The sequence below is a fragment of the uncultured Tepidimonas sp. genome (genome assembly GCF_938045175.1).
Classification (GTDB): Bacteria; Pseudomonadota; Gammaproteobacteria; order Burkholderiales; family Burkholderiaceae_C; genus Tepidimonas.
Genome location: NZ_CALIND010000071.1, coordinates 1 through 7,300 on the forward strand (window position 1 = coordinate 1; position 7,300 = coordinate 7,300).

General features: G+C 66.5%; 8 protein-coding genes. 5 read left to right on the forward strand and 3 right to left on the reverse strand.

All coding sequences use genetic code 11. The features are described 5' to 3' along the window. The first annotated feature begins 9 nt into the window (after positions 1 to 9). Positions 10 to 1,263 (forward strand): glutamate-5-semialdehyde dehydrogenase, encoded by a 1,254-nt coding sequence (locus tag Q0716_RS03545; RefSeq protein WP_299019740.1) that lies wholly within the window; start codon positions 10 to 12, stop codon positions 1,261 to 1,263. An 18-nt stretch (positions 1,264 to 1,281) separates the two neighbouring features. On the opposite strand, the gene Q0716_RS03550 is transcribed toward Q0716_RS03545, so the two are convergent. Continuing rightward, a complete protein-coding gene (locus Q0716_RS03550) occupies positions 1,282 to 1,908 on the reverse strand; it encodes a LysE family transporter (protein ID WP_299019726.1) in 627 nt (208 codons plus the stop codon). A gap of 132 nt (positions 1,909 to 2,040) precedes the next feature. On the opposite strand from Q0716_RS03550, the gene Q0716_RS03555 reads away from it, so the two are divergent. Next, complete coding sequence (locus tag Q0716_RS03555; protein WP_299019728.1) at positions 2,041 to 2,274, forward strand: (2Fe-2S)-binding protein; 234 nt, start codon at positions 2,041 to 2,043, stop codon at positions 2,272 to 2,274. A gap of 126 nt (positions 2,275 to 2,400) precedes the next feature. Next, a complete protein-coding gene (gene bfr / locus Q0716_RS03560; protein WP_299019730.1) occupies positions 2,401 to 2,877 on the forward strand; it encodes a bacterioferritin in 477 nt (158 codons plus the stop codon). Between the two features lie 409 nt (positions 2,878 to 3,286). Here the strand turns inward: bfr and Q0716_RS03565 are convergent, their stop codons facing one another. After that, the gene (locus Q0716_RS03565; RefSeq protein ID WP_299019732.1) at positions 3,287 to 3,565 is read right to left on the reverse strand and encodes a hypothetical protein; all 279 of its coding nucleotides are present in this window, start codon (positions 3,563 to 3,565) and stop codon (positions 3,287 to 3,289) included. Positions 3,566 to 3,677: 112 nt separating this feature from the next. Between Q0716_RS03565 and mnmA the strand changes: the two genes are divergently transcribed. Beyond that, complete coding sequence (mnmA, locus tag Q0716_RS03570) at positions 3,678 to 4,847, forward strand: tRNA 2-thiouridine(34) synthase MnmA (protein ID WP_299019734.1); 1,170 nt, start codon at positions 3,678 to 3,680, stop codon at positions 4,845 to 4,847. On the opposite strand, the gene Q0716_RS03575 is transcribed toward mnmA, so the two are convergent. Continuing rightward, entirely contained in the window at positions 4,769 to 5,428 is a 660-nt protein-coding gene (locus tag Q0716_RS03575) for a hypothetical protein (protein WP_299019736.1), read from the reverse strand. The genes mnmA and Q0716_RS03575 overlap by 79 nt on opposite strands. 307 nt (positions 5,429 to 5,735) lie before the next feature. Between Q0716_RS03575 and Q0716_RS03580 the strand changes: the two genes are divergently transcribed. Beyond that, positions 5,736 to 7,106 carry a sigma 54-interacting transcriptional regulator gene (locus Q0716_RS03580; RefSeq protein WP_299019738.1) on the forward strand — a complete coding sequence of 457 codons (1,371 nt, stop codon included), beginning with the start codon at positions 5,736 to 5,738 and terminating at the stop codon, positions 7,104 to 7,106. Positions 7,107 to 7,300: the final 194 nt, after the last annotated feature.

A 7,300-nucleotide genomic window follows, 5' to 3' on the forward strand; every position in this document is an offset into this window, starting at 1 on the left:
TCCGACTTGATGCAAGGGCTGGGCCGGCAGGCCCGCGCCGCTTCGGCCGTGATGGCCCGGGCCAGCACGGCGCACAAAAACGCCGCTTTGCGGGGTTTGGCGGCGCTGCTGCGCGCCAACGTTGACGCGCTGCAAGCCGCCAACGCCCAGGACGTCGAGCGCGCCCGCGCCAGCGGCCTGGCCGAACCGATGGTGGACCGCCTGCGCCTGACGCCCAAAGTCATCGAGACCTGCGCCCAAGGCTGCGAGCAATTGGCCGCCATGCCCGACATCATTGGCGAGGTCATCGGACTGCAGCAGCAGCCTAGCGGCATTCGGGTTGGGCAGATGCGCGTGCCCATCGGCGTCTTTGGCATGATCTACGAGAGCCGCCCCAACGTGACCATCGAAGCGGCGTCGCTGTCGATCAAGAGCGGCAACGCCTGCATTTTGCGCGGGGGGTCGGAGGCGATCGCGTCCAACCAGGCGCTGGCAGCGCTGGTACAGCAGGCGCTGCGCGACGCCGGACTGCCCAGCGAGGCGGTGCAGCTCGTGCCCACCACCGACCGCGAGGCGGTGGGCCAGCTGATCGCCATGCCGCAGTACGTGGACGTCATCATCCCGCGCGGCGGCAAGGGCCTCATCGAGCGCATCAGCCACGAGGCCAAGGTGCCCGTCATCAAGCACCTGGACGGCAACTGCCACACCTACGTGGACGACCCGTGCGACCTCGACCTCGCCGTCAAGGTCACCGACAACGCCAAGACGCAAAAGTACAGCCCGTGCAACGCGACCGAGAGCCTGCTGGTGGCGCGCGGGGTGGCGGCGGCGTTTTTGCCGCGCATCGGTGCCGTCTTTGCCGCCAAAGGGGTCGAGATGCGGTGCTGCCCCGAAGCCAAAGCCCTGCTGGCGGCGGTGCCGGGGGCGCATGTGGTCGATGCCACCGAGGAAGATTGGTCCACCGAATACCTCGCCCCCATCATCAGCGTCAAAGTGGTGGCGGGGTTGGATGAGGCCATCGACTGGATCAACCGCTACGGCAGTCACCACACGGATGCGATCCTGACCGCCGACCACCGCCACGCCCAGCGCTTCTTGCGCGAGGTGGACTCCAGCAGCGTCATGGTCAACACCAGCACCCGCTTTGCCGATGGCTTCGAGTACGGGCTGGGTGCGGAAATCGGCATCAGCACCGACAAATTCCACGCCCGCGGCCCCGTGGGTGTCGCGGGGCTGACGTCGCTCAAATACGTCGTGCTCGGCGAGGGCGAGGTGCGGGGCTGAGCGAACCAACCAGCGTTTTCAGACCCCGCGCTTGAACGCCGCCAGCCATGCCCCGGCGGCCACGAACAGCGAGCCAAACACGTGGTTGAGCGCCCGCATGTATGCGGGCGACTTCAGCGACGCCAGCAGCCGCGCGGCGAGGGCCGTGTAACCACCCATGACCACCAAGTCGGTAAAGCCCAACGTCAAGCCGACGATGACGTATTGCCACAGGAGTGGCGCATGGGGGTCGAGAAACTGCGGCACCACGGCCAGCAGAAAGACCGTGCCCTTGGGGTTGACGGCGTTGACCATCCAGCCGCGCACAATGGCGTCGCGCGCGCGCACGGGCGCTGCACCCGCTGCCGCCGTCAACGGGCGCGCGGGCGCACGCCACTGCTGCACACCCAGCCATACCAAATAAGCCACCCCCACCCACTTGACGACCTGGAACGCCGTGCTGGAAGCGGCTACCACCGCGCCCAGCCCGGCACCGACGACGGCGAGCTGGGTCCAGATGCCCGCCACCAGCCCGATCGTGGTCAGGTAGCCACGCCGAAAGCCGTGATTGAGCCCCGCGCTCATTGCCGCGACGGCACCCGCGCCCGGCGACAGGCTGATGGCCCAGGAGGCGGCGAAGAGGGCGAGCCAGGTGGAGAGTTCCATGGGGGCGGCTGACGGGTTCGAGCGGGTGCGGTTGGCACAGGGCTCCATTATCAACGCCCGCGAACGCCCACCCTTTACATATCAAATGGGAATCAGTATCATTGACGTAACGACCATTTTGCACCGTTGGCCATGATTGTCTGCATCTGTCATCGCGTCAGCGACCGCACCATCCGTGCCGCCGCACGGCAAGGACAAGCGTTCGACGATTTGCAATTCGAGCACGGGGTGGCGACCTGTTGCGGGCGCTGCGAAGCGTGCGCGCGCGACATCTGGGCGCAGGCGCGCTGTTCGCAGCGCTTGCTCGGCGCCGGGCCTGGCGTGGGGGGCGCCGCAGCGCCCGCCGCGCTGGGCGTTGCTCTCTGAGGGTGCAGACGTGCCCGTGGGTGGGCAGCCTCGAGAGGGTGCAGGTTCCCGAACGCTGTGCGCCGAGCGGGTAGAGCGTGTAACATGGTCGGGTTCCCGTTACCCGTCAATGAAAGGCACAACCCTGTGAAAGGCTCGCCCGACGTACTGGCTGCACTGCAAGCCCAGCTCAAAAACGAACTGACCGCCATCAACCAGTATTTCGTGCATTACCGGATGCTCGACCACTGGGGCTTGACCAAGCTGGCCAAGAAAGAGTATTCGGAGTCGATCGGCGAGATGAAGCACGCCGACCGTCTCATGGCGCGCATCTTCATGCTCGACGGGCTGCCCAATTTGCAGGATTTGGGCAAGCTGCAGGTGGGTGAGACCGTACCCGAGATTTTGCAGGCTGACCTGGCATTGGAGCGTGCGGCGCAGCAAACCATCAAAGATGGTATTGCGACCTGCGAAGCCGCGCGTGACTTCGTTTCCCGTGATGTGTTGCAGGGCATTCTCGAAGATACGGAAGAGCACATCGATTTCCTGGAAACCCAGCTCGAGCTGATCGAGAAGGTAGGATTGCCCAACTACCTGCAAAGCCTCATGGGCGAGCCGTCGTAAGGGCGGCGTTGGCGGTGACTCCGTCGCAAGGCGTGCCTAGAAGGCGGCACCGACCATCATCGCCTAGCCACGTGTGGCCGTGGCCTTGGCATCCGGCTTGGCACAGCGCGCGCTGTGCGATCGCGGTAGCCGATAGACGGTCGGTGCGGTCAGATGTTGGCGCCGCGCTCGTGGCATGGTGTTGGCGCGGCCAGCAGGACCCTTGTGGCTTCAGCCCCCACAGCCAAGCGGTGCGCAACACCAGCAGCGCACCCCGAAGCCGCAGCAATTCCGACTCCAAAGCCATGCGCTCTGCCAACCACTGACGTTGACAGATTTCGGTGAGGCGTTGCGCGCGTGCCCACTCGCGGCAGACCGCTGTGTATTCTTCCATCCATTCCATCGCCGTTTCCCAAGGTGTTGCGCTACGTCAGTGATACAGGGGGCCATCACGCCCCGACGGCCCGTCGGCATCGCCCGCGATCGCGGCTTGATGGGCGCGCTCGCGCCAAGCGCCTGACAGGCGTGCCAGCACCGTGGCCATGGCGTCGCTCCATGCCGGGTGGTTGGCCAGCCGGTGCAGATTGTGTGCCAGCTTGAAGGCGGCCCTGGGACACACGGGACGATCGAGATCGCTCGTCGCGTGCAAATGGAGCAGGGCCAGCGTTCCAGCCAGCAGGGGTTCGAGGGGTTCAGTCTGCCATTCCATGGGGGCTCCTTGCGACTCACCACGAGCCGACCACCGATCGTAATGCAAATCATTCGCAATGACAATACCTCACGGAGGGAACGGCTGATCTTTGGGGCCCGATAATCGGGCCATGATCAAGCAACGTATCGTCGTCGGGCTTTCGGGCGGGGTGGACTCGGCCGTCAGTGCCTACTTGCTCAAGCAGCAGGGCCACGAGGTAGTCGGCATCTTCATGAAGAACTGGGAAGATGACGACGACAGCGAGTACTGCTCCAGCCGACAGGACTGGCTCGACGCGGCCAGCGTGGCGGATGTGATCGGCATCGACGTCGAGCACGTCAACTTTGCGGCCGAGTACAAGGACCGCGTCTTTGCGGAATTCTTGCGCGAGTATGAGGCCGGGCGCACGCCAAACCCAGACATCTTGTGCAACGCCGAGATCAAGTTCAAGGCCTTCCTCGACCATGCGATGCAGCTCGGGGCGGACAAAATTGCCACCGGCCACTACGCGCGCGTGCGCTTCAACGATGCCACGGGCCGCTACGAGCTGCTCAAGGGTGTCGACCCCACCAAGGACCAGAGCTACTTCCTGCACCGCCTCGAGCAGAGCCAGCTGGCTCGCACCGTCTTCCCAGTGGGCGAATTGCGCAAGACCGAGGTGCGCCGCATCGCCGCCGACATTGGCTTGCCCAACGCCAAAAAGAAAGACTCGACGGGCATTTGCTTCATCGGCGAGCGGCCGTTTCGGGCTTTCCTGCAACGCTATCTCGCGGCCACGCCTGGCCCGATCGTGGACGAGCACGGGCGCGAGGTGGGCCGCCATGTGGGCCTGAGCTTTTATACCTTGGGCCAGCGACAGGGGCTGGGCATCGGCGGGGTCAAAGGCGACGAGGCGGGCCGTGGGCCGGGGGAGCATGCGCCGTGGTTCGTCGCGCGCAAGCAGCCCACCACGAATACACTGTGGGCCGTGCAGGGGCACGATCACCCGTGGTTGCTCTCGCGCTGGCTGCTGGCGCAAGACGTGAGCTGGATCGCGGGTGAGCCGCCCGCCTCGGGGCGCTACCGTGCCAAGACGCGCTACCGCCAAGTGGACGCCGCGTGCGAGCTGGCGCTGACCCCGGAGGGGGTGCGCCTGGCCTTCGACGAGCCGCAATGGGCCGTCACGCCGGGGCAAAGCGCCGTGCTGTACGACGGCGACGTGTGCCTGGGCGGCGGCATCATTCACCGGGCCGAAGCGACCGAGCGGCCGTTGCCTGCGCTGCCGACGCCACGCACTTTCGCGGCCATGCGCGCCAGATAGGCGTCGCGCGACAGCGCGGCAAACTGCGGGTGCCAGCGGCGCTGCTCCAGCACGGTGCTGACCACGCGCGAGCGCCGGGCGTGGCCGGCAAAGAGCAGCGTTTCGTCGGGCAGGGAAAAGAGGCGGCACCTGACGCTGTCCCACAACGCGGCGGCGTCTTCGGGCTGCGGTTGTAGAGGGCAGGCCTGGGTGGCTAGCAAGCCGCCGCAGAACACGCGGTCGCGCCACCGAAAACTCAAGCCGTCGCGGGTGTGGCCCGGTGTGAGCATGACCTGGATCACCTCGTTGCCGAATGGCAGCCGTTCGCCGTCGGCAGGGACGGTCGCCCCGGTGCGCTCGCGCCCTTGTACCAGCGGTACCCGCCATGCCAGCAGGCGGCGCGCTTCGTGTGGTTGCGCGCCCTCGTGGTCGTGGGTGCGCAAGATCCAGCGCAACTTCAGCCGCTCGGCGTGCAGCACGGCGTCCAGCACGACGCGGTCGCTGCTGCGCGGATCGATCAGCACGGCCTCGCGCGTCGCCTCGTCGCCCAGCAAGTAGCTGAGCACCCCGCTGGCTTCGTCGTGCAAGATCCGAAACAGCATGGTCAGCCCCCTGCCGCCGCATCCCCACCGGCGAGCCGGGTGCCGTTGACCGGTTCGCATTGGCGTCGCGCCGCCAAGTGGGCAGGGCCTGGCTCCGTGAGGGTCGGTGTCGGGTTCATGGTTCTGCCGTGATCGTTTTCTCCTCTTGGTCCGTAACAAAAACCGTGCCAGCCATCACCGTGGCGGGTGTACCGGCTCCGCCCGCGGGTAAACCCTCGCACAGAAAACCCCCCGGACGCACCGGGTGTGTCACGTGTGACAGAAAATGGCAGCTCAATGTCACCGCCAGGCGCCAGTCCTTCGCGTCATGAAACCTTTGAGCCTACTGACGGCGTATCTCGAAAACCTTTCCGAGCCGCACATCTTGTTCGATGCCGAGTACCGCATCTTGGCGGCCAACGAGGCGTACCGACGCGCCTTCGGCTCGCAGCACAGTGTGGTGGGACGACGCTGCTACGAGGTGTCGCATCACTTCTCCGTGCCCTGCGATCAGGCAGGCGAAACCTGTCCCCTGGCGCGTGCGCGCCAGTCGGGCCAACGCGAGCACGTTTTGCACCTGCATCACACGCCGGTGGGTGAGGAGTATGTCAACATCGAGCTCACGCCATTGCCGGGTGAGGGCGGCGCACCGGGGTACTTCGTCGAAAAGATGGAGACCTTGCCCGGCGCACACGGGCGGCCCGATCGTCAGGGCTTGATTGGGCGTTCGCCCACGTTCCAGCGCATGTTGGCGCTGGTGGCACGCGTGGCTCCCTCGCGCGCCAGTGTGCTGCTGCTGGGCGAGTCGGGGACGGGCAAGGAGATGGTGGCGCGCGCCATCCATGAAGCCAGTCCCCGCGCGGGCAAGGCGTTGGTGCCCGTGGAATGCTCGAGTCTCCCCGAGAGCCTGTTTGAGTCAGAGCTGTTTGGGCATGAGCGCGGCGCGTTCACCGGTGCCAGCGGTGCGCGTGCCGGTTTGGTCGAGGCCGCCAGCGGAGGCACCCTGTTTCTGGATGAGGTGGGTGACATTCCGCTGTCCATGCAGGTCAAGCTGCTGCGTCTGCTGGAGGCGGGCACGTACCGGCGGGTGGGCAGCAACGAGATTCGCCACGCCGATATTCGCGTGGTGGCGGCCACGCACCGCGATTTGGTCTCGATGGTGCGACAAGGGCGGTTTCGCGAGGACTTGTATTACCGGCTCGCGACCTTCCCGGTCCACTTGCCGCCCCTGCGCGAACGCCGCGCGGACCTGCCGCTGCTGGCCGAAGCCTTGCTGCAGCGCATCGATCCCCAGCGCCCGCGCACGCTGGCTCCGGCGGCGTTGCAGGCGCTGATGGCCTACGACTATCCCGGCAATGTGCGCGAGCTGCGCAACGTGCTAGAGCGGGCCGTCTTGCTGAGCGACCAGCCGGTGCTGGATGCCGACACCGTGCGCGAAGCGATCGACGCCGGCCGCATCGGTCTGCGGCGCGAGCCAGTGCTCGCCCCTCCAACGGCGGCCGATGTCGTGGCCCCTGGTGACACGCCCGTGGCGACCGCTTGGCGCACGCGCGAGGCCCAGGCGCTGCGCGAAGCCGTGCAGCGCCACCGCGGCACGCGCGCGGAGCTGGCGCGCCAGCTGGGGATGAGCGAGCGCACGCTCTACCGCAAACTCAAGGCACTGGGTTTGGCGTCGACCGGCGGCAGCGACCGGCCGTGATCGACCATGAGCTCGGATAGACCTCAGGGCGGGGCCCGATGGTACAACGCCCGCGATTGCGCTATAAACCCCCATCCGTATCAAAACGCAGGGTGTGAGGGTGTCAGGATTTTTGTGTGAGGGGCCTACCATGACGATGTTCAGGAGCCCCCATGCCACGCAAGAAGACCACCCCCGCCGCGAAGCCGGACGCC

Excerpts from the sequence above, each read along its gene's own strand:
- Q0716_RS03555 (WP_299019728.1), top strand. The coding sequence starts at position 2,041 with ATGATTGTCTGCATCTGTCATCGCGTCAGCGACCGCACCATCCGTGCC.
- Q0716_RS03580 (WP_299019738.1), top strand. The coding sequence starts at position 5,736 with ATGAAACCTTTGAGCCTACTGACGGCGTATCTCGAAAACCTTTCCGAG.
- mnmA (WP_299019734.1), top strand. The coding sequence starts at position 3,678 with ATGATCAAGCAACGTATCGTCGTCGGGCTTTCGGGCGGGGTGGACTCG.
- Q0716_RS03550 (WP_299019726.1), bottom strand. The coding sequence starts at position 1,908 with ATGGAACTCTCCACCTGGCTCGCCCTCTTCGCCGCCTCCTGGGCCATC.
- Q0716_RS03575 (WP_299019736.1), bottom strand. The coding sequence starts at position 5,428 with ATGCTGTTTCGGATCTTGCACGACGAAGCCAGCGGGGTGCTCAGCTAC.
- Q0716_RS03565 (WP_299019732.1), bottom strand. The coding sequence starts at position 3,565 with ATGGAATGGCAGACTGAACCCCTCGAACCCCTGCTGGCTGGAACGCTG.
- Q0716_RS03545 (WP_299019740.1), top strand. The coding sequence starts at position 10 with ATGCAAGGGCTGGGCCGGCAGGCCCGCGCCGCTTCGGCCGTGATGGCC.